Below are 20666 nucleotides of genomic sequence, written 5' to 3' on the forward strand. Positions count from 1 at the left end.
CAGAAGAATGTATGCAGTTCGCTATCCTTTTCATCAAGAGATACCCATATTCCCGGATACTGACAGCACTCCATCCAGCTGCTGACCAGCGTACTCTTACCATAACCAGCTGGGGCGGAAATCAGGGTGCATGATTGTTTTTGCCCACGGTTGAGCAGATCATGCAGCCGTGGTCGGGCTATCGTGCCTACCGCGTCTCGCGGTCTCTGCAACTTGGTGATAAGAATTTTGCTTGATGGCATTACTGGATACTATACCTAAGAAGAGTTCACCCAAGGGGCAGACTGATATGCCCTGATCGTTCAAGTAACGGCATCCTGGCGCAACAGAGCGACAAGCCACCAGATATACCAATCATTTACACTAAGCCTAAATGCCCAGGATATCCATAGTATGGAAAAGATCCTACAAAACATCAATATACCCGGCAAGCAACAGATTACAAATGCGAGATGGTTATCTACCAGGTTTTTCTCTCGCTTTCTCAGAAAACCTTTTTTCAACAAAACGGATGCGCTGGATATTTGCCATTACAAAAGCTGTAATTCAACCAAACATGATTGAGCCCAAGGGTTTCACAACAATACAGCGATCAGTTGAGGAAAAACTGACTCAAAAGGCTACTTCCGCAAGGCAGACCGAGTAGATTGGGAGATTCAAAGAGGCGAAAGTGACAGGAGGACCTGGCACCTATACAATGGAGATTTTGCTAAGCTGCTTTTTCCCTATCCCAACCAACCCTGCCCAATAGTCTTCTTGCTGTAAAAGCGTGGACACATAGCTAAACCAAATCTCATATCAATGATTTAGATCTATCTTTAAGATTAGTATCGGCAGTCCCAGTAACTTCTCAGGCCTGGCAGTTTGAGGTGTTTCCTGAGTATACGTAACAAAGCCTCTCCTTAAGTGCTCTCAGATTTTTTGTGCAAATATTTGAGAACAGAATCACCTGACACCAAGTGCAATCTTGAGACCATTTATTATAGAAATCTATGCAGAACTTATGATATCGTCCACAGCTCACCGTCATTACCAAACTGCACCATTTGACTTTTCAACCCAGACACATTTGCCAAATGCGGGTACAAATGAGGGTATATTTTTTATTAGATAAGCAATTTAAATGTATGATACTGTTTATACATGATTTATATCATCATGTTTGGCTCCCGCCCCAACCAGTAAATAAAAGGGCTTTTCGGATTATTCCGGAAAGCCCTTTTGTTATTTCAATGATTGCTACTTCACACCCTTAAATGAGATGACAAAAGCACTGTTTCGCAACAGCAGGAGGTAATGCGCAGTCCTGCATGACCTCTGTGTATTATTAGTATTACACGAGACACATCACCAGGCGCTAATCTTGCAGATATAAAGTTAAGGGCTGACACAGTCGAAAAACTGTAGACAATCCATTTCAGCTTCTACAGTAATAGGTATTTTTTCCCATGTTATCTTATATAATTACAACTTTCTTCCTGACTGAAGCTCTTCGCTCCACTTAAGAGTTGTTAATCAGGACGATCGTTAACGATTTCAATTATGCAATACGGCTTTCAATACTGACATTCGTTTCGAGGTGAATGGCACAATATACATATCCTTTTTGAGGATTAGGCCAATGAATGGTAAGATGTAGTATATCTTGGCTTCGATATACAAGAGCAAGCATGAAGACATGTCATTATCTTACTGACATGACGAGATTTCACGCTTTTCCATGGATATAGAAGGTACCTTGAAAAAAACGTGACAAGATACGGAGGCATTTAATGGTAAGCTCAATCAATAGCAATGTGAACGTTTCTCACCAGCTTTCCAACACCCAGGCAGGGATAGACAAATCAGCATCCCGCCTAAGCAGTGGTCGCAGGATCACTAGTGCCAAAGACGATGCCGCCGGACTGGCAATTTCCGACAGAATGAACTCCCAGGTGCGAGGAGTTAACCAGGCAATCAGAAATACCAATGATGGCATCTCGCTAGCCCAGACTGCAGATGGCGCACTGAATGAGTCGTCCGGTATTCTTCAGCGAATGCGTGAACTGGCCGTTCAGTCGAGCAACGGCATCTACAACGGCAATGACAGGCAATCGATGAATGCCGAATTTTCTCAGCTCCAATCAGAATTAGACCGTATAGCCGGGACAACCAGTTTCAATGGTAAAAATGTTCTTGATGGCAGCATGGAAAGCGGTGCAAATTTCCAGGTCGGAGCCAATGGCGGCGAGTTTATTAACGTATCCATCAACGGTGCAACCCAGAAAGACCTGGGCACAGAATCACTTAATATTCTCACCGGAGAAAATGCCCAGAACGCCCTCAGCGCCATTGACGAAGCCCTGACCAGTGTTTCAGAATCCAGAGGGGCACTGGGGTCTGTTCTTAATCGTTTTGAATCGACCGCTTCCAACCTTGGAAATATTTCCGAAAATGTGGCAGCCTCTGAGTCGAGAATTGGTGATGCTGATGTCGCGATGGAAGTATCTAATAAGTTGAAAAACAGGATTCTCCAACAAGCAGGGGTTTCTATTCAGGCCCAGGCAAATCATCAGGCAGAAAGCATGCTAGGATTACTGAAATAAACACACCACATTATGAAAAAGGACAACATCACGACATGCTCCAAATGCGGCCAGCAACTCCGCCTTCCCAGAAATATTGGCGGCATGCTCATGGAATGCCCATCCTGTGGCCACACGTTTGGAACAGACTTCCGGCTGGGTGGGGTCCGTGAAACTCCCACCCAAGGATTGCCGGCAACCATCTTTAACTTGCCATACCGAATTGCCCGCGCATTGTTTCGACGTTTTTTCTCAAGGTAGATTTTTTAATGATTACGTATTGGGGCAATCGACGAACTCTTTTCCTGCTCTCTTAGTGTACATTGTGCCAGGATCGATCCGCCACGTCAGAAATATGCTCGAGACTGACACCACCCTCTGAGAATTTCCCTCCTCACTCGGCCATTTCGTATCCGAGAAAAACCGAAACCATGGGTTCGCCAATCAAAGCAACACCTTTTTTCACCTTTCTCGAGCGACCTATACATCTATTTTTCTGTCATTCTTTACGATAGTCATTACAGTCAACCTCTGCTTTACGTGAATATCATTATTTACAATCATTCACAGAGGCTATAATATGGTTCATCAGGATTGGATGCAGGAGATTCTGTCTCCATTCCCGTTATTTCACACTATCTAGTGAGGAACCATATGGATCGCACCACTAAACCGAAAAAGCGAAAACAACCGAATCCAACTCAACCTGAGTCGCTCCACAAAGATAACGATATATTTACCACAGACATGCGGTTTGTCGTTACCCGCAGCAAGCTCAACGCTTTAGTGGATGAATTTGACGAAAGCGTGCCTGTTTATTCAAACCCACCGGTATATAATTAACGCGATACCGTCTTATTCGGGTGTCAGAAGAAAGATACGAGCCCCCTCCATTTTGGAGTGGGGCTTTTTTTATTTCAGATTGATCTAAAAAATTCAGCGAGTTCCTGGTTCATTCATCCAAGCATACTCTTCACCGTTGACACGCTTCCTGCCGCACCCTTAATGGTTACTGAAAGATTTATGGGACCATTTTAGCCACACAAAAAAAACGGCCACTGAGAGAGTCTTCTCTAAGTGGCCGTTATAATTGGAGCCAGCAAGCGGGATCGAACCGCTGGCCTGCGCTTTACGAGAGCGCCGCTCTACCAACTGAGCTATGCTGGCTTAGCATTGTTGTGCCTATATAGCAGGTAATTATTGAAAATTCAACTCCTATGACATATAAGAAAGTCTAATCTGATAAATCTGCCAATTGGAACGTTACAATATAATTTCAATAATTTACTGATCACTTCCCTCATAACATGTCGCACTCGGTACGCAAATCTCTTCTCGCTTTTGTTTCAATTTCTTGTTTTGCAGCAGCCATAATCTTACTCATCAGCTGCAGCAGCGAGACAGAGAAACTGGCCGGCACCTGTGGTTCCTGCCATACCACAACCCCCGACACCAACCATCAGCTATCGTGTACCGTCTGCCATCAAGGCGATCCGGAGGCAAAAGACAAGGACAAAGCCCATGCCAATATGCTTGCTCGCCCAGCCCACCCTGACAACTTTGCCACCACCTGCGGCAACTGTCACACCTATCAAACTGAACAGCTTGCCCATGCAAGCCATTACACGCTCAACAATGCGGTGAACTTGGTCAGAACCGCATTCGGCGCAACAGACCAGATTGACACGCTCATTGACATCCCGATATCAGAAGATCCTGAAAACATAACTCAACTCGCCGACGATATGCTGCGACGGCGCTGTTTGCGCTGTCACCTTTTCTCACCTGGGGATGATTATACTGCGACCAGACGTGGCATCGGCTGCGCTGCCTGCCATATGCAATACAAGGAAGGTAAACTGACCAACCACACCTTCAATTCCCACCCTGCCGATGAGCAATGCCTGGCCTGCCATTACGGCAACAGGGTCGGATTTGATTACTTTGGCCGTTTCGAACACGATTTCAACGTCGAGTATCGCACCCCATACACTGCCGCGCCAACAACAGATCGTCCTTACGGAGTAGATTATCACGACCTTACGCCGGACATCCATCAACAGAAGGGACTCGGCTGTATCGATTGCCATAGCGGAAACGAGTTGATGAACGCCAGAGATCCGGAAAACGTTACCGCCTGCGCTGACTGCCATGATACCAAGAGATTAGACGACAAACTGCCTGCAGGGGTACAGAAAAGTTCTGATGGTTACAATCTCCTGGCAAAAGGTGATGGCAAACAACATCCTATCCCCCTTCTTCAGCACCCCGCTCACTTCACAGAAACCGACGTGAGTTGCCAGGCCTGTCACGCCCAGTGGAGCTTCGATGATGTCAAAACCCATCTGCTCCGAGCCGATATCGAGGAATATGAGAGCTGGTCAAGGTTGACAGTTCAGGGCAGCTCCGAGCTTGAGTGGCTCCTGGAAAACAACCTGGATTTTGATAAAGAAGAACTTCCACCCATGGCAACCGATACAATTACCTACAAAAAACGGCTCGGAATATGGTATAAGGGGTATAGCATGCGACGCTGGGAATCAATCCCGCTTGGGCGAACGGAAAACGGCATCATTTCTGTTATGCGGCCAGAACTCAACCTTTCCCTCTCATGGATCGACGAGGACGAGACGGTCAGGTTTGACGGACACAACGCGGCAGCCGCTAATCACGGTCTCCTGCCCTACACTCCGCACACTACTGGCCCGGCAGGAGTTTTCTACGAACAGCGCATCCGTTCCTTCCGCAAAGCGGAAGAATAGCCCAAATTTGTATCACGACAAGTTCGTTGCACTTGATTGTTTTTTATACGGATTGTTGGATATTTCAAAACAAATTTAACAACAGTCATGGATTGGTAACGATGCAGATCACACGCCTTAAAACGACAGGAAAGGTTGCTACCTTCCTCATCTGCGCCAGCCTTGCGGCGACACTTCTTTCCGGCTGCGCCTCAAAATCCCCGACCTACAGTAAAAGCGGGAAAAGCAAATGGTCTGACCCAACCCAGGCACCATATGTCATAAAAAACAAAACATATTATCCCATTCCGGACGCTACGGGGTTTAAGGAGAAAGGTCTCGCCTCATGGTATGGTGATTATTTTCATGGCCGCCCCACCTCCAACGGTGAGCGGTATGATATGTATGGAATGACTGCTGCTCACAAAATCCTGCCAATGAACACCTTGTTACGGGTGCGCAATCTCAACAATGGCAAGGAAACGATTGTGCGAGTCAATGACAGAGGGCCATTCGTCGATGGCCGTATTATCGATCTGAGTTATACCGCCGCAGAGGAGCTGGATATTGTCGGACCTGGCACGTCGCGTGTGGAAATTATCGCAATTCCTGCGAACAATCAGAATGATCTGCAACTGATGGCAGCTGCTTCCAAACCCGAACCGCAGCCTCAGACCACCAAGTCACAACCTCAAACAATCAAATCGTTACGTCAGCCCATCAAGACACAACGGCAGGCTGAAAACGTGACTGAAAAACAATTTTATGTGCAAGTTGGTAAATACAATCAGCTGGAAAACGCCTTAAAACTCAAAAAACGTTTCACCGACTCCGGCCATGCCGCATTCATACAGACAGAAGGCGATCCAACCCAGCCCAGCTACCAGGTGCATGTCTTTGCGGGAAGAGAACTGGCTATCGCCAAAAAAGCAGAAGCCGCTCTATTGCAGAACGGCTACAGTGGCGCTTCTCTGGTGGTTCGATAATGACAGACAAAAAAACGAGGATTAAAGTACCGATTCAGACTGCAGATGCCAATTCTCTGTCAACGCTTCTCACCAGTTCGACAAATTGCTGCAGTTTCGCATGATCTTTTTTCCCCGGTTCTTCTTCCACACCTGAATTGACGTCAACAGCAAACGGCCGAACAGTTTTTATAGCTGCAGCCACATTCTCGACCGAAATTCCTCCCGCCAGCAGAATGGGCAGCTTCAACCCAAGGGACTCTATCATCGACCAATCGAAAGCCTTCCCAGTGCCACCCTCCTGCCCCTGAACAAAGGTGTCCAGCAGGTATCCCTTGACCGAATCCTCATAGGGTGTGAAATCAGCAGCCATGGTTTGCGACCCAACCCGAAAAGCCTTCAACAACCTGCAGGGTGTTGCCGCCTGAGCAAGTTTCTGACAATATTCCGCATCTTCGCTTCCATGCAGCTGAACGTGGGTAAGGCCGCAGTAATCGATAATTTCCTGCACCTCTACCGGGTCACTGTCGACAAAGACCCCGACCAGATGAACAAAAGGGGGCAGCTGGGCCACAATTTCCTTCACTTTCTCCGGGGAAATGTATCGCGGGCTCTTCTCCGCAAAAATAAACCCTATTGCATCGACTCCAGCTCGAATAGCTTCTTTTGCGTCTTCAACGGTGGTGATGCCACACACCTTGATCCGCGTTCTGCTGTGCATCATTTCTCCTGTTGGTAATGAATTCCTGTTTTCGTTATGAACTAACGCTCCACAAAGGTACTAACGTAATTCCTGCAAAAGGGTGCCGTTGTTTCCAGCCCGCATCAGTGATTCACCGATGAGTGCAGCAGCAATTCCTGCACTGGCGAGGGTCTCAATATCTTCACGGCAAGTCAGGCCTGACTCACTCACCACGGGGATTCCGGGCGGCATCAGTTTTTTCAGCCGTAGTGTTGTCCCTAAATCCATAGTGAAATCTTTAAGATTTCTGTTATTTACACCTATAAGTCCACTTCCGGCGGCAAGGGCGACATCTAATTCCTGTTCGTCATGAACCTCAACTAAGGCATCCATGCCATACTGCTCCGCCTGCTGGCGATAATCGCGCAGCTGGTGTTCATCAAGTATAGCGGCAATCAGGAGAATGGCGTCAGCACCATGTACTCTTGCCTCTTCTATCTGCAAGGGATCGATGATGAAATCTTTTCGAATCACAGGTAGCTTGATCGCGTCCCGTACCTGCATGAGATAGAGCAGGCTCCCCTGGAAAAAGTCGACATCGGTCAGCACCGATACAGCCTGCGCACCCATCTTTTCATAATTAAGGGCTATTCGTACCGGATCGAAATCATGACAGATCACCCCTTTTGACGGTGAGGCCTTTTTCACTTCTGCAATGATGGAAACCCCTGAAAAATCAAGCAGCGCTCGAATAAATCCGCGCGGAGGTTCGATATTTTTCTCTCGGAACTCAAGCGGCAGGAAGATTCCCTCCCGGCGGAGCCGGACAACTTCTTCTTTCTTACGTGCAACTATTGTATCTAAAATCATTCTTTCCCTTAAGCTCTGCCAGATAACGGCAACACTTTTTGCACTTATTTTCGGCAAAAAGCCGCTAGCTGGTCCAGCTTGGCCAAAGCCTTGCCAGAATCAATCAAGTCCCTTGCCATATCAACCCCTTCCTGCAGCGACTTCACCAGGTCTGCGGCAAAAAGCGCACCAGCAGCATTCAAAAGTACCATATCACGCTTGGCTCCCACTTCACCCCCAAGTACCGACCTCACCTGCATCGCGGCCTCTTCGGCAGTGGCACCACCGCGAATCGCGTCCATATTCGCCCGGGTCAGTCCAAAATCTTCCGGCTCAATGGTGTACGATTTCACCTCACCATTGCAACCCTCAGAGATATGCGTTGTACCGGTGACGGTCATCTCATCGAGATTTCCCTCACCCCACACCACCAAAGTTTTTTTCATACCGAGACGAACAAGCACTTCCGCCAAAACGGGCACAAGGGTTTTGCTGAAAACACCAGTCAGTTGCACGTTGGCCCCGGCCGGATTGGTCATCGGGCCGAGAATGTTGAAAATAGTACGGATACCAATCTCGCGGCGCGGACCGATAGCATGCTTCATGGCGCCATGCAGCATTGGGGCAAACAGAAAACCAATGCCAACAGAGCGCACACACTCACCAACCTTTTCCGCCGGCATGGCAAGATCAACACCCAACGCTTCCAGGACATCGGCAGAACCGCATTTGGAAGATACAGCACGGTTACCATGCTTTGCCACCGTAACCCCTGCCGCAGCAACCACAAAGGCTGTGGTGGTAGAAACATTAAAGGTACCCGAACCGTCACCGCCAGTGCCGACAATATCCATCAGAATCTGACCATCGGCAGTGCTGACACCGGTATCGACAAAAGTCGCCTTGTCACGCATCACCCGGACAGCACCGACAATCTCATCAATGGTTTCCCCTTTCATCCTGAGCCCGGTGATAAAGGCGCCGATCTGGGCGGGAGTTGCCTCCCCTTCCATGATCACCTGCATCACCTGCTGCATTTCCTTTTCGCTCAGATGCTCCTTGTTCACCACTCGGTTGATTGCCTGGCGTATATCCATTCTGTTTGCGCCCTCTTCTGATACCGTTATTAATAATGTTGTTTCTGCATATTTTTCGCCATTCGTCACTGGTACGACCCTGACCATTCATCGCAACATATCGGGGTAACCAGGATCCATGAAATTCCTAAGCAATTGGATACCGGCAGGGGTCATGATCGATTCGGGATGAAACTGCACTCCTTCAAGTGGTAGCGTTTTGTGCCGGAGCCCCATCAATTCGCCCTCATCGGTGCGACATGTAACCATAAAACAATCGGGTAAAGTTGCTTCCTCCACCACTAATGAATGGTATCGCATTCCGTCAAAAGGGCTGGGCAATCCGGTAAAGACTCCCTTGCCGTCATGGTGCATAGGGCTGGTTTTACCGTGCATGATCCGCGAGGCCCGGACAGTTTGGCCACCGAACGCCTCTCCCATTGACTGATGCCCGAGGCAGACCCCAAGAATAGGGATCTTTCCGGCAAAAGTGACGATAGTTTCAATGGAGATTCCCGCCTCTTTCGGCGTACATGGACCGGGAGAAATGAGAAGTCGACGCGGGTTCAGCTCAGCAATCTCCTGGACCGTTATCTTATCGTTACGATAAACCTGAATTTCTTCATCAACGCCGTCTGCACGCATGTTGCCGGCGATGGTCTGGACGATATTATAGGTAAAGGAGTCGTAGTTATCGATGAGTACCAGCATGGCCTAGAATCCTTTCTCAGCAAGCTCAAGTGCTCTGCGCAATCCCATGGATTTGTTAATAGTTTCTTCGTATTCCATTTGCGGATCCGAATCCGCCACAATGCCAGCGCCGGCCTGTACCCACAAATTGTTGCCCTTCATAATGAACGTACGGATAGTGATGCAGAAGTCCATATTGCCTGAGAACCCGAAATAACCAATTGAACCAGCGTAAGGTCCACGTCGCTCAGTCTCAAGTTCGTCAATGATTTCCATAGCCCGGATTTTCGGGGCGCCGCTCACAGTGCCAGCCGGGAAACAGGCAGACATCACATCGAACTGATCCTTACCATCAGCAATGACCCCATGTACACCGGATACGATATGCATCACATGGCTGTAACGCTCAATCACCAGCAGATCACGCACTTCAACTGATCCACCCTTGGCGACCCGGCCCACATCGTTACGACCAAGATCGACAAGCATCAGGTGCTCTGCCCTCTCCTTGGGATCAGCCAGCAGCTCCTCTTCAAGCGCCAGATCTTCTTCATCAGAAGCGCCACGTTTTCTGGTGCCGGCGATGGGGCGGAGTTCGATATGCTCATCGGATTTTCTGACGAGGATCTCAGGTGATGAACCAATCTGGACCACATCGTCCAGTTTGAGATAAAAGAGATATGGACTGGGATTGATATGCCTGAGCGCCCGGTACAACAGGGTCGGTGAAAGATCTGTGGTGGTATGAAAGCGTTGTGACAGCACCACCTGAATGATGTCACCAGCCCGGATATATTCCTTAGCTCGTTCCACCATTTCTCTAAACTGCGCTTCCTCCATATTTGAGCGAAACTCATGGGGCGTCGACATTGCCCCACTACCACTTTGCATAAACGATTCGGGCACCGGACCTCTCAAGCGAGTGATAACCCGATCAATCGTTTCCTTTGCTGAACCATATAATTTTTCGGCTGCACACCCTTTTTCCTGCCGCACCCAGCAGACGATGGTAACCTTCTGCTTCAGACTGTCATAGGCGAGCACCACCCGTGGAATGATAAATGAGGAGTCTGGCAGGTCCAGGGGTTGTCGGTTGTCCGGTAACTCTTCCATGAACCGAACCATATCATAACCTAGAAAACCTACAGCACCGCCACAGAATCTCGGTAACCCCTCATAATCAGGGGTCTCAAATTCTCCTACCAATGCCCGTAGCGCTTCCAGCGGATTCCCGCAACTGACCCTTGCCACTGGGCCATTATCGGTCATTTCCGTAATGGTGATTGCATCATCTCTCGAGACAAAGGTGAGGAGGGGATCAAAACCGATAAAGGAGTATCTTCCCCATTTCTCGCCGCCCTCCATACTCTCGAACAAAAAGATATGCTTATGATTCTCGGCAACCTTGGCAAAGATGGTCAGCGGTGTATCGAGGTCGGCAACTATTTCAGTATAGACCGGGATCAGTCGGGATGTTTCCAGCAAACTGGAAAAACCGGCAAGGTCGGGATAGTAATCTCGTGGTGGCATGGGAATACGGAATGGTCAAATACTTCACTGGCAATGAAAGGCTTCTTGTCTGTAAGAATGCTAACTTACCAGCAAGTTGCGACTATTGTCCAGCATCTTGGCGTAAAAGACAAAAAAAGCCGTGAAATCTAAGATTTCACGGCTTTTCTCGGCTCTACACCACATTACCGAAGAACGGTCAAACGAAGCAGGCGGAATCAGGCAGCCGGCTCCATTTTATTCACGCGCTTGGTGAGGCGGGAAATTTTGCGTGAAGCAGTCTTCTTGTGAATGGTGCCTTTTGATGCGGTCTTGGCGATAACAGAAATTGCAGCTTTCAAGGCAGATTTCGCATCGTCCTCAACACCGGCGACGACGGCCTCATTGACTTTGCGAACCTCTGTTTTCATCTTCGACTTGTTAACTCTATTGCGAAGACGTTGTTCCTGAGCCTGGCGATTTCTCTTTTCAGCTGATTTATGATTAGCCACGTATGAATTCCTCCTGTGATTAACTCTCGTATATTCCAACCGGCTTCCCGGTATCATCCTGTACATACGACATCCGCCCCGGCTATCGGGGAGTCAACCGTACAATCTCAATATCGCAAAACAATGGTTTATAATATAGAAACCAAGCCAAGTCAACAGCTATCGTTTGTTGGTTTTGCAAAAGCTGTGAAAAACCGGATGTTGTTGTCGATAGCTGTTTTCATGACCGTTCAGCCTGCCCAACCGGTCCGGCAAGAGCAGGCCATCCGTTATTCCTTCAGAGTATACCATAAAGAGACAACGCCTTTCCACCTGATGATTTGACACGATGCCCCAAGCTGCGATACTCTAGTAGAGAAACTTTTCTACCTTTTTTATTACGATAATCTCTTCAAACTCTTCGAATAGCAGGTATCATTACACAATGGGCTTTCCGAAAATCTCATTTCGTATCGTTGAAAACAGAAGCTGCCCACTCTATGAGTACGGTGACTCATTCAATCTTACGGGTATAGCCATCCCGATCAGCAGTAACAGTGAAAACACGTTTGTCACGACTGCTATCGTCAACTACCCTTTAGGCAAGCATACCTGTAAGATACTAAATGGCGACCTTGCGAAAATCATTATTCAGTATGAACGTGGCGACAAAGTTCCGGTCTGCATGATCAGCTGCAGCGGCTGCACCGGCTCAATCAAACTCGAGCATACCCTAGACGACAAGGTGCAGATTTCTGGCGGAGATCAGCAACTTTCCAACGAGATTGGCTCTATCTTGCATGTCCTCAGCGATTTCGCCTTTTTCAAGAACATTGACGAAAAAAACATGAGCAAAGTGGTCGGCTTTTTCAAGCTGATCAAACATCAAAAAGGCGATATCATCATCAGGAAGGGCGACCCGGGCGGTAACTTCTACATCATTGTCTCCGGCAGCGTCAATGTTTTGAATAACGCCGGCATCATCATCTCGACCCTTGGCCGTGGTGATGTTTTCGGTGAAATGAGCCTTATCTGCAACGATACCGTCAACGCCACTATACAGGTAGTTGAACCGACCTCTATTCTTCAGATAGATCAGCATAATTTCAGAAAAATTCTCGATCGTTACCCCTCGATCCAGCTGTTTTTCTCGCGGCTGATGGCAGAACGTCTCAAAATCTCTAACCAGATCAGAGCTGAAGACCTCTCTTCGGGCATGATCGGCAATCTCTCAGAGATCCCGCCAGAGGCCCTGTTCCAGACTCTCAATGCCAACAGCAAGACCGGCATCCTGACCATAACCGGCCTCAGTAATGGTACCGCAAGATTCTCATTTCGCCAGGGATCGCTCATCAAAGCCAAATATGACAAGCATATGGGTGACAGCGCCTTTTATGAAGTTCTCAAGGAGAGTACCGGCCGGTTCCGCTTCACCCCGGGCATCCCGCCGGAAGATTTTGAGATTCCGGAGGTTGGCTTCTTCATGAAATTACTGATGGAAGGAATGCGAAAACTCGACGAAGGTCGGAGCAAAAAGGCCAATTAACCAAATAATTCCAAATAAAAAAAGAGAGGCGCATGGCCATCATTTGATAGCCATGCGCCTCTTTTTCTTTCATCAAAAATCGCTATGATCTACTCCAGCTTACCGAGATAGTTAAAGGTAGACAATTTCCCCAACCTTCCCGCGCCTGCAAGTCGATCCGCCAGCTCCTGCATATCCTTTTTACCGGATAGTCCTCCACTCAGATCCACCACCACATAATCGAGACCAATCCCTTTCAACTCATGAAGATAGGGCAGTAACGAAAACGGACGAAGAGCACGGGTCTGGGTCAAGCCATCCTTCTTGGTGATGACAAAGCTTTCCTGCTTCGGACTGACTACGGGCCGCTCGTAAGGGAAAAACGGGGCAGCAATACGCGACGTAAACAGAGGCGGCACCCCATAGACTGTGAGACCAAGTCGCATATTTCGTTTGCCGCCAATTCGCTTTGTTGCCGGCACACCGGTCTGCTTATATCCTTGAATAGCTTCCCGCAATCCTTCCCTGTCTGCCTCGATTGCCAGCTGGCCGCACTCAAATCCAGCCTCAGCAGCCATCAATAGCGCCTGGTTATTCATCAGATTCAAGGTATAATCGGCGGACAAAAAGACCTTCTCGCCGCGAAAGAAATCGAGCTGACTGAAATGGCCAAGCTGATAGCAGCGAAAACCGGCACGAATAAGGGTAGCAATCTGTTTTTTCAACCGTCCCAGATCGCGATCAACCATGATTGGCGGCAATACCCAGGTAACATTTCGTATATTTTTACCGAGCAGCCGCTTCAACTCTCCGGCCTGGTTGACATTTTGACGGTCAAGCGAAAGTAAATACCGATCTGGGCGAAGTTCCATTTTGCCAAGAAGCGGCTTAACAGAGTCAAGCTTCAGCCACCAGTCTAGCGGCACCTTAGCGGGTGCACCCTTCTTGCCACCAGGCTGAGGACGCATTCCTCCCGGCTTAGACGTCGCAGCCTTGCCAGCCCCGTCAACGGTGTGACAGCACTCCCATGCCTTCCATCTAATTTCCTGGATCTGACGAGCGTTCCGGCGCTGCGCTTTTACAATTTGCTCACGCACCATTTCTACAGGCAGGGCAACACGGTTCTGTGCTCCGCCATCTTTCGCCAAATCGACCTTGTAACAGTCGACATGTTGCCATGTTGATCCGGAAATTTCATCGGGCAACAGGATATTGACAACCTCTGCCGCGCCGGCACGATCAACCACCCCACTCTTCGATTCCAGACTTTTCAAAGAAAACGCCACCCGCTCCCCGGACGGCTCAAGATGGAGCCGCAGCCGATCGCCGACAACAATCGGCTCTTTGAGCTTCAAATGGAGCCACTGCCGGCCCTCTTTTTGGGCAGGATTTCCGCCCCGACCGAGATGCAGGCCCATATTACCGGAATGCAGTGGAGATATGGCATCTTGTGGTTGCGAAGAAAAGAAATAGCCCGGGCTGGTTTTTCGGCTTAAGGCTTCTTCAATCAACAACCGCGCTCCTGCCAGTGCTTCCCCATGGGTCTTGGGCGTGGAATCAATCATCAGCCGATATGCACTCACGACCTTTTCCACATATCGGGCAGATCGAAGCCGCCCTTCGATTTTAAGAGAAGCAATGCCAGCGTCTTTCAGATCCTGCACAGCCTCAAGGCCGTCCAGATCATTCATGGAAAACAGATAGCTACCCCGTCCTCCCGCCTTTGGAGCTTTCTTGCCAGGCGCAGAAGAGGTGTAGCCACGACGACAAGGCTGCACGCATCTGCCACGCAGACCACTTTTACCGCCTAAATAGGAAGAAAAAAGACAGAGGCCGGAATAGGAAAAGCACATGGCTCCATGAACAAAAACCTCTAACTCAACCTTGGTCCTGGCGGCAATCGCCTGAATCTCCGGAAGGGTCAACTCCCGCGCCAAGACCACCCGCTCACAGCCCAGACGGGAAAACATCTCCACTCCTTGCAGATTGTGAGCCGCGGCAAGAGTCGAGGCATGCATCTTCACGTCCGGAAAAAAACGGCGGATGAGGTTGATCAGCCCAAGATCCTGAACGATCAGAGCGTCCGGCTGCAACTGTTCAAGTACCCCAAGGGTATCAATCACCTCCGGCAACTCCTGCTCAAGCAGCAGGCTGTTGGCGGCAACATAGATTCGTTTACCATGTTCACGGCAGTAGCCGATCATGGCCCCGATCTCTTCAAGCTTCAGATCACGGGCAAGGTTTCTGGCATTAAAACCAGGAACCCCGACATAGACAGCATCCGCCCCAGCTTCCAGAGCGGCATGAAAATTCTCAACATTTCCGGCAGGAGCCAGCAATTCCATAAATCACTTCATCTTTTGTATTCAGCACTTCAATATTCCGCGATATTACGTCTACCAGAAATGCCATAAAATCTTTCAATTACCCTCAACACTCAACAACAACTTCGTTACAATCAGCATTCTCTTCGAGCAACACCTGAATGCGCTCCTTAGGCAGAATGGTTGCCTGCATACCTACATAATCTGGCTGAATAGGCAATTCCCTACCGCCCCGATCCACCAAGGCCGCAAGCTGAATAGTGTGTGGCCTCCCATAATCCATGATCGCTTCCATGGCGGCCCGGATCGTTCTGCCGGTAAAAACCACATCATCCACCAGCACCAGATTGGTATTGTTCACATCAAAAGAGATATCTGTCGTCTTCACCACCGGATTCTGGGAAATAAGGCTCCAGTCATCCCGATAGAGATTGATATCCAGACTGCCGTATTCGACTTGTCGCCCGCCCTGCTCTTCAAGAATCCTGCAGAGGCGCTTGGCAAGAAATACACCGCAGGTATGAATCCCAACAATGGCAAGGCTCTTAGCCCCCTGATTCCGCTCCAGAATCTGCAAGCCAACTCGTTTGAGGGCCAGGTCGATATCCTGAGAAGTCATTATCGTACGTTTCTGTTCGCTCACGCTTTCACCCGCCTCCAGAAGAACTCAACACCTTTCTCGGCAACTCGATTGATCGCCTCGGGAAAGGCCTCACACTCTACCTCAAACACCTTGGCAGCGATGGTATCCACATCATCGTCGTAACCCAGTTCGACAGATTTCTGCAAAATAATTGGCCCTTCATCATATCGCTCGTTAGCGAAATGCACCGTACAGCCGCTCAAGGTACAGCCGCGGTCCTTGACGGCCTGATGGACATGATGCCCATAAAATCCATCCCCACAAAACGACGGAATAAGCGAAGGATGAATATTGATCACTGCCCGGGCCAAAGAAGGCGGGGCAGTATACAACTTCAAATAGCCAGCCAGGCAAATCACATCCACATCGTAATTCTGGAGGATAGTATTTATTTCGTCATTGGTAGCGGCATGAAAAGCAGGATAACCATACTTTTCCGCCTTTGCCAGACCCAGCACGCCGGCAACATTGGAGACGACTACCTGAATCTGGGCGGCAAGAGTCCCCGCCTCAATACGTGCATGAAAATTATCAAGGGTTCTGCCGCTGCCTGAAAGCAGGACTGCCATCTTCAACATGGTTATTCTCCGGCAAAATATGGATTATTGTCGACATCAACCTTTTCAAGCCAGGCCGAAATGACCGTATCATACTGAGCGGTCAACGCAAAAACCTTGCGCGCCAGCCTAAACCGCGTTTTCAGAGTAGTGTTGCCAGTAGCCTTGATTTCAGACAGCACCTGCGGGTAATCAGCAGGATCGACAATCACGGTCACGTCATGAAAATTCTTGGCGGATGAACGCAGCATTGTCGGTCCGCCAATATCGATATTTTCGATGGCGTCGGCCAGGGAGCAGTCAGGGTCTGCCACAGTCTTTTCAAATGCATACAGATTAACGGCAATAAGGTCGATATTTCCTATACCATGCTCAGCACATTGGCGGCGATGGTCTTCATTGGCCCGCTGATTTAAAATCCCACCATGCACCTTCGGATGCAGGGTCTTGACCCGACCGTCGAGCATCTCAGGAAAACCGGTGAACTCAGATACGTCTTTCACCTTGATTCCCGCCTCACGAATTTTCTTGGCGGTTCCGCCCGTCGATAGAATTTCAACCCCAAGGGCTGCAAGTTCACGGGCAAAACCCTCAATTCCGGACTTGTCAGTAAGACTGATCAGTGCACGTTCGATTTTCTGCATTATTCCCTCCAGTAAGACTGTTACGTATTTCGCTATAACGACAATTTTAAAAAAAATTTAAACAATACTTGAGACAATCAATTCATCCAGCCAATCCGATCTACAACTCTAGTCTTTACGAATAAAGGCCTTGATCTTTCGCCTATCCCGCTTGCCAGGTCTCGTGACGGGGGCGGAATGGCCGGCATTCATCAGTCGGTTCAATTCCCGCTGCTGCTCGCGATCCCTGATACTCTCCTCAGATTCATCATAGAGCAAACGAGCTTCCGCTGCAGGCCGCCTGTAGGCGGAAATGGCCAACACCTGCACCTTAAAGGTATAGGGTCCTTTACTTATGTCCAGCTTATCATTTACCTTGACGATTCGAGACGGCTTAATTCTGGCACCATTGAGATGCACTTTGCCTCCAGTGACAGCCTGAGATGCAAGCGATCTTGTCTTGAAAAAGCGTGCGGCCCAGAGCCATTTGTCCAGTCGAATGCCATCAGTGGAGTCATTCATAGGTTAACCTGTGGATTTTGACATACAAAGAACCGGAAATCCTTGAATCGTTCAGGTTACACTGATTTTCCCTTAAACGCTTGAAATTTTCCGTTACGACAAAAAGGCACCAGAGGTATTCGTCCGAATTATCTACATATTTCCCCAAGCACACCCGAACATTCTGCAACCACCTCCTAAAGCTTCATTGCCAACATCACTCGTATAAGTCCACATCGTTGCCCTTACATCACTATCCACACGAAAAGAATATTGTCGATAGCCGGGAAAAAGGGTAAGTAAACTTCCTACAGGAATCACTGATATCTGCACCACTTGTCCTGTCCTGCCCTGCACAGGCCCAGGCAACACCAATGCCGTCCAGGCAATCCCTGCAGCGAGAAGGTTATGCATATCCACGTCGTCGGTATCAAAAACATTCATACTCCAGTAAAGGTGCTCGAAAAAGGTGGGGGACTGCAGCACACTATCGCCACCATCAATCTTCAGGCCAATCTGCCGCGAGCCAACCGGGAAAGTTGCGTTGACACCTTCACCAGCGTACTCAATCGCTCTCTCGATAAACTGAGCGTGGCGAGCTTTCACCAGATCTTGAAAGACGTGCAGGAATCGCTCAACTCACGAAGCGCCCGACTGGAAATGACGTTCCCCTATTTTATCGAAAAGACATCCCCGGTGACCCAAACCCGGAGTCTGATGGAATACAATTGCACCTTCTCCGGAGGTATCGGCGAAGATCAGGACTTCATCCTCAGCGTGGTTGTGCCCGTCACCACTCTCTGCCCCTGCTCGAAAGAGATCAGCTCTGACGGCGCCCACAACCAGCGCGCCGAAATAAGCCTCAATGTGCAGATGAAAAAGTTCCTCTGGGTGGAGGATCTCATCACCATGGTCGAGGCATGTGCTTCCTGTGAGGTATACGCGCTCCTAAAACGCCCCGACGAGAAGTATGTCACCGAGCGTGCCTTCGAAAACCCGATGTTTGTTGAGGACGTAGTACGAAAAGTTGCAGAATCAGCCTTGGCCCATCCCGATATCGGCTGGTTCTCTGCAGGGGTGGAAAGCTTTGAATCGATCCATAAGCACAGCGCCTATGCCTATGTTGACAGTGACGAGATTCGCTAAAAAAATTATACAATTACATTAGAACAACAACGACGTAACAAACATACCTTGAATCTAATGGAACGCACAACCTGGCTGGATAATCGTCAGAATCCACCCACTCCGCTACTTCCTGAACAGCCAGAGAATCAGCGAGACGATACCGCTTACCAATAAACATGAAGTAATCGGCAGAAAGAATCGGAACCCCTCGCGCTTAATCATAATATCCCCGGGCAAACGGCCCAGGGGTATCTTTTGCAGCCAGGGCCAACAAAGGCCGACGACAACCAGGACGATTCCGAGGATGATCAGGTTTCTGCCCATTTCACCACCCGCTTAATTCTGAAATGAGTTCCCAACAACCGCCGGCAATTGTCGCCGGCGGTTGTTGCTTCAACATCGTATCTTGCCGCTCGCTGCGTAGGCGGCAAAGGCTCTTGCCAGCCTTTGCATTCCCTCTTCGATTTCCGCCGCACCGCTACATGAGAAGTTGAGCCGAAAGGTAGATCCGCCTTTTCCGTTTGTAAAAAATGGCGCCCCCGGCACATACACAACTTTCTCGCGTACAGCGAAGTCAAACAGTTCCATCGCGTCCATCCCCGCTGGCAACTGCCCCCAGAGAAACATCCCGCCTTCAGGCTCCCAGAGAGTCACTTGTGGCGGAAGCCAACGGTGTGCAGCTTCCACCATTGCCTTGCATTGTCCTCCATAAGCATCAATGATCTTGCTGATATGGTCGTCAAGATTGTTGTCGGTCAGGAATCGGCTCACGATATACTGATTGACGCTTGCGGTATGCAGATCCGCAGCCTGCTTGGCCACCAGCAGCTTCCCGTAGAGTCCTTCAGGCGCCACAAGCCAGCCAAGACGAAATCCTGGAGCCACCACTTTGGAGAAAGAACCAAGAAGAACAGTTTTCTCGGGCGCATACGCGTAAAGCGGAGTTTTCATTTTGCCGGCAAAACGCAATTCGCCATAGGGATCATCTTCAACAATCAGAAAATCGTTCTTTTTTGCTATTTCAGCAACGCTCCGTCTGGTTGCTTCACTATAGGTCACGCCGGAAGGATTCTGGAAATTCGGTACGGTATAGAGCAACTTCGCGCCAGACGCTGTACTTACCCTATCCAACATCGCCACATCCAACCCCTCGGTGCCTACCTCGACCGGACAAAATCGGGGACGATACAACGACAAGGACTGAATCGCTCCCAGATAACCCGGCTCCTCAATCAGCACCGCATCACCCTCGTTCAAGAGCGCTTTAGCCAGCAAATCCAAACCCTGCTGAGAGCCGTTGGTAATAAGGATAGAGTTGGGCGAGATATCAAGTCCCTGCTTTTCATGATAGCGCCTGGCGATCAACTCACGCAGCTCGATAAGTCCCTCGGAATTACTGTATTGCAGAGCATCGGCACCGACACTTGCAAAAACCTTCTCTGCTGCGGCCTGTATTTCCTTTACCGGGAAATACTCCTTATTCGGCAAACCACCGGCAAAAGAGATAATCTCCGGGTCAATGGAGACTTTCAATATTTCCCGGATAAATGATCGTGGTACCGAGACTATCCGCTCGGCATAATGTTTTTCCATAACCTGTTCCTGTTATACTGCTTTTGGGGAGACAAAAGCGATGTTACCGAAAGGCCAGTATCCTGGCATAGCATTTTCCACGGGATTCTAACAAAGAAATGGCTATCCAACCAGCTACTTTGAACATAGAGAGACTATTATTCGTTAACGATGCATCACCCTCCTCCGCACCGTTCATCACAAGAGATCTTTGATCTGAGCAATTGCTATGAATGTCTCACAATAT

At 49.1% G+C, this 20666-nt stretch carries 19 protein-coding genes, 1 tRNA gene and 1 pseudogene; 6 read left to right on the forward strand and 15 right to left on the reverse strand.

Annotated features, from left to right (window positions below):
- Positions 1-242, reverse strand: a 242-nt coding sequence (locus BUF15_RS27860) for a hypothetical protein (protein WP_234981159.1), incomplete at its 3' end; no start/stop codon positions are given.
- A 1530-nt stretch (positions 243-1772) separates the two neighbouring features.
- Between BUF15_RS27860 and BUF15_RS20185 the strand changes: the two genes are divergently transcribed.
- Positions 1773-2585 (forward strand): flagellin N-terminal helical domain-containing protein, encoded by an 813-nt coding sequence (locus BUF15_RS20185; protein ID WP_073615529.1) that lies wholly within the window; start codon positions 1773-1775, stop codon positions 2583-2585.
- Positions 2586-3218: 633 nt separating this feature from the next.
- Positions 3219-3407 carry a hypothetical protein gene (locus BUF15_RS20190; protein ID WP_073615530.1) on the forward strand — a complete coding sequence of 63 codons (189 nt, stop codon included), beginning with the start codon at positions 3219-3221 and terminating at the stop codon, positions 3405-3407.
- Positions 3408-3655: 248 nt separating this feature from the next.
- Here the strand turns inward: BUF15_RS20190 and BUF15_RS20195 are convergent.
- Positions 3656-3731, reverse strand: a tRNA-Thr gene (locus BUF15_RS20195).
- Positions 3732-3871: 140 nt separating this feature from the next.
- Here BUF15_RS20195 and BUF15_RS20200 point away from each other — a divergent pair.
- A complete protein-coding gene (locus BUF15_RS20200) occupies positions 3872-5326 on the forward strand; it encodes a hypothetical protein (RefSeq protein WP_073615531.1) in 1455 nt (484 codons plus the stop codon).
- Between the two features lie 101 nt (positions 5327-5427).
- Entirely contained in the window at positions 5428-6291 is an 864-nt protein-coding gene (locus BUF15_RS20205; protein WP_073615532.1) for a septal ring lytic transglycosylase RlpA family protein, read from the forward strand.
- A 34-nt stretch (positions 6292-6325) separates the two neighbouring features.
- Here the strand turns inward: BUF15_RS20205 and BUF15_RS20210 are convergent, their stop codons facing one another.
- The 6 genes from BUF15_RS20210 to rpsT all read right to left on the reverse strand — a co-directional run bounded on the left by BUF15_RS20210 (position 6326) and on the right by rpsT (position 11567).
- Positions 6326-6994, reverse strand: a complete 669-nt coding sequence (locus tag BUF15_RS20210; RefSeq protein ID WP_234981234.1) for a phosphoribosylanthranilate isomerase — start codon at positions 6992-6994, stop codon at positions 6326-6328.
- A gap of 57 nt (positions 6995-7051) precedes the next feature.
- A complete protein-coding gene (gene trpC / locus BUF15_RS20215) occupies positions 7052-7822 on the reverse strand; it encodes an indole-3-glycerol phosphate synthase TrpC (RefSeq protein ID WP_073615534.1) in 771 nt (256 codons plus the stop codon).
- Between the two features lie 44 nt (positions 7823-7866).
- On the reverse strand, positions 7867-8898 hold the full coding sequence (gene trpD, locus BUF15_RS20220; protein WP_073615581.1) for an anthranilate phosphoribosyltransferase: 1032 nt from the start codon (positions 8896-8898) through the stop codon (positions 7867-7869).
- A gap of 87 nt (positions 8899-8985) precedes the next feature.
- Positions 8986-9588: an anthranilate synthase component II gene (locus BUF15_RS20225; protein WP_073615535.1), complete on the reverse strand. Its 603-nt coding sequence runs from the start codon at positions 9586-9588 to the stop codon at positions 8986-8988.
- Between the two features lie 3 nt (positions 9589-9591).
- Positions 9592-11097 (reverse strand): anthranilate synthase component I, encoded by a 1506-nt coding sequence (gene trpE / locus BUF15_RS20230; RefSeq protein WP_073615536.1) that lies wholly within the window; start codon positions 11095-11097, stop codon positions 9592-9594.
- 197 nt (positions 11098-11294) lie between these two features.
- Positions 11295-11567, reverse strand: a complete 273-nt coding sequence (rpsT, locus tag BUF15_RS20235; RefSeq protein WP_073615537.1) for a 30S ribosomal protein S20 — start codon at positions 11565-11567, stop codon at positions 11295-11297.
- A gap of 424 nt (positions 11568-11991) precedes the next feature.
- On the opposite strand from rpsT, the gene BUF15_RS20245 reads away from it, so the two are divergent.
- Complete coding sequence (locus BUF15_RS20245; protein WP_073615539.1) at positions 11992-13092, forward strand: cyclic nucleotide-binding domain-containing protein; 1101 nt, start codon at positions 11992-11994, stop codon at positions 13090-13092.
- 89 nt (positions 13093-13181) lie between these two features.
- On the opposite strand, the gene BUF15_RS20250 is transcribed toward BUF15_RS20245, so the two are convergent.
- The 5 genes and pseudogenes from BUF15_RS20250 to BUF15_RS20270 form a co-directional block, all read right to left on the reverse strand.
- Positions 13182-15416, reverse strand: a complete 2235-nt coding sequence (locus tag BUF15_RS20250; RefSeq protein ID WP_073615540.1) for a peptidase U32 family protein — start codon at positions 15414-15416, stop codon at positions 13182-13184.
- A gap of 85 nt (positions 15417-15501) precedes the next feature.
- The gene (gene pyrR / locus BUF15_RS20255) at positions 15502-16038 is read right to left on the reverse strand and encodes a bifunctional pyr operon transcriptional regulator/uracil phosphoribosyltransferase PyrR (RefSeq protein WP_073615541.1); all 537 of its coding nucleotides are present in this window, start codon (positions 16036-16038) and stop codon (positions 15502-15504) included.
- A complete protein-coding gene (locus tag BUF15_RS20260; RefSeq protein WP_073615542.1) occupies positions 16035-16616 on the reverse strand; it encodes a formyltransferase family protein in 582 nt (193 codons plus the stop codon). The genes pyrR and BUF15_RS20260 overlap by 4 nt, the downstream gene beginning before the upstream one ends.
- A gap of 47 nt (positions 16617-16663) precedes the next feature.
- A pseudogene (locus BUF15_RS20265) lies at positions 16664-17239 on the reverse strand (IMP cyclohydrolase); the annotation flags it as partial.
- Positions 17240-17347: 108 nt separating this feature from the next.
- Complete coding sequence (locus BUF15_RS20270) at positions 17348-17740, reverse strand: RNA-binding S4 domain-containing protein (RefSeq protein ID WP_073615544.1); 393 nt, start codon at positions 17738-17740, stop codon at positions 17348-17350.
- 387 nt (positions 17741-18127) lie between these two features.
- On the opposite strand from BUF15_RS20270, the gene folE2 reads away from it, so the two are divergent.
- Complete coding sequence (folE2, locus tag BUF15_RS20280) at positions 18128-18865, forward strand: GTP cyclohydrolase FolE2 (RefSeq protein WP_073615546.1); 738 nt, start codon at positions 18128-18130, stop codon at positions 18863-18865.
- A 105-nt stretch (positions 18866-18970) separates the two neighbouring features.
- Here the strand turns inward: folE2 and BUF15_RS20285 are convergent, their stop codons facing one another.
- Together BUF15_RS20285 and BUF15_RS20290 are read right to left on the reverse strand one after the other, a co-directional pair.
- Positions 18971-19171 carry a DUF2905 domain-containing protein gene (locus BUF15_RS20285; RefSeq protein ID WP_073615547.1) on the reverse strand — a complete coding sequence of 67 codons (201 nt, stop codon included), beginning with the start codon at positions 19169-19171 and terminating at the stop codon, positions 18971-18973.
- Between the two features lie 69 nt (positions 19172-19240).
- Entirely contained in the window at positions 19241-20440 is a 1200-nt protein-coding gene (locus BUF15_RS20290) for an aminotransferase-like domain-containing protein (RefSeq protein WP_073615548.1), read from the reverse strand.
- Between the last annotated feature and the right edge of the window lie 226 nt (positions 20441-20666).

The organism is Desulfopila aestuarii DSM 18488 (assembly GCF_900143695.1).
Taxonomy (GTDB): domain Bacteria; phylum Desulfobacterota; class Desulfobulbia; order Desulfobulbales; family Desulfocapsaceae; genus Desulfopila; species Desulfopila aestuarii.

Coding starts and splice junctions, on each gene's coding strand:
- BUF15_RS20185 (WP_073615529.1), top strand. CDS start 1,773: ATGGTAAGCTCAATCAATAGCAATGTGAACGTTTCTCACCAGCTTTCC.
- BUF15_RS20190 (WP_073615530.1), top strand. CDS start 3,219: ATGGATCGCACCACTAAACCGAAAAAGCGAAAACAACCGAATCCAACT.
- BUF15_RS20200 (WP_073615531.1), top strand. CDS start 3,872: ATGTCGCACTCGGTACGCAAATCTCTTCTCGCTTTTGTTTCAATTTCT.
- BUF15_RS20205 (WP_073615532.1), top strand. CDS start 5,428: ATGCAGATCACACGCCTTAAAACGACAGGAAAGGTTGCTACCTTCCTC.
- BUF15_RS20210 (WP_234981234.1), bottom strand. CDS start 6,994: ATGATGCACAGCAGAACGCGGATCAAGGTGTGTGGCATCACCACCGTT.
- trpC (WP_073615534.1), bottom strand. CDS start 7,822: ATGATTTTAGATACAATAGTTGCACGTAAGAAAGAAGAAGTTGTCCGG.
- trpD (WP_073615581.1), bottom strand. CDS start 8,898: ATGGATATACGCCAGGCAATCAACCGAGTGGTGAACAAGGAGCATCTG.
- BUF15_RS20225 (WP_073615535.1), bottom strand. CDS start 9,588: ATGCTGGTACTCATCGATAACTACGACTCCTTTACCTATAATATCGTC.
- trpE (WP_073615536.1), bottom strand. CDS start 11,097: ATGCCACCACGAGATTACTATCCCGACCTTGCCGGTTTTTCCAGTTTG.
- BUF15_RS20245 (WP_073615539.1), top strand. CDS start 11,992: ATGGGCTTTCCGAAAATCTCATTTCGTATCGTTGAAAACAGAAGCTGC.
- BUF15_RS20250 (WP_073615540.1), bottom strand. CDS start 15,416: ATGGAATTGCTGGCTCCTGCCGGAAATGTTGAGAATTTTCATGCCGCT.
- BUF15_RS20260 (WP_073615542.1), bottom strand. CDS start 16,616: ATGTTGAAGATGGCAGTCCTGCTTTCAGGCAGCGGCAGAACCCTTGAT.
- BUF15_RS20270 (WP_073615544.1), bottom strand. CDS start 17,740: ATGAATGACTCCACTGATGGCATTCGACTGGACAAATGGCTCTGGGCC.
- folE2 (WP_073615546.1), top strand. CDS start 18,128: ATGCATATCCACGTCGTCGGTATCAAAAACATTCATACTCCAGTAAAG.
- BUF15_RS20285 (WP_073615547.1), bottom strand. CDS start 19,171: ATGGGCAGAAACCTGATCATCCTCGGAATCGTCCTGGTTGTCGTCGGC.
- BUF15_RS20290 (WP_073615548.1), bottom strand. CDS start 20,440: ATGGAAAAACATTATGCCGAGCGGATAGTCTCGGTACCACGATCATTT.